Genomic DNA, 278 nt, shown 5'->3' with positions numbered 1-278 from the left:
TCTGATCGGGTTGAGGTTCCTTTGAAGTAACACAACAGCGAGGACGCTGTGAACGGTCGGATTATTCCTCCGACTGTTCCGCTCCCGTGAAGTTGAAAAGCATTCACGGAGAGTTTGATCCTGGCTCAGGACGAACGCTGGCGGCGTGCTTAACACATGCAAGTCGAACGATGAACCACTTCGGTGGGGATTAGTGGCGAACGGGTGAGTAACACGTGGGCAATCTGCCCTGCACTCTGGGACAAGCCCTGGAAACGGGGTCTAATACCGGATACTGA

Annotated in this window: 1 rRNA gene; it reads left to right on the top strand. The window is 54.0% G+C overall.

From position 1 onward, the window contains the following. Positions 1 to 102: 102 nt before the first annotated feature. A 16S ribosomal RNA gene (locus tag KUM40_RS00010) occupies positions 103 to 278 on the top strand; the annotation flags it as partial.

Source organism: Streptomyces sp. AC512_CC834, from assembly GCF_019049325.1.
Classification (GTDB): domain Bacteria; phylum Actinomycetota; class Actinomycetes; order Streptomycetales; family Streptomycetaceae; genus Streptomyces.
Note: the sequence above shows the minus strand (reverse complement) of the source record. Positions and strands in the feature narration are given on the sequence as shown.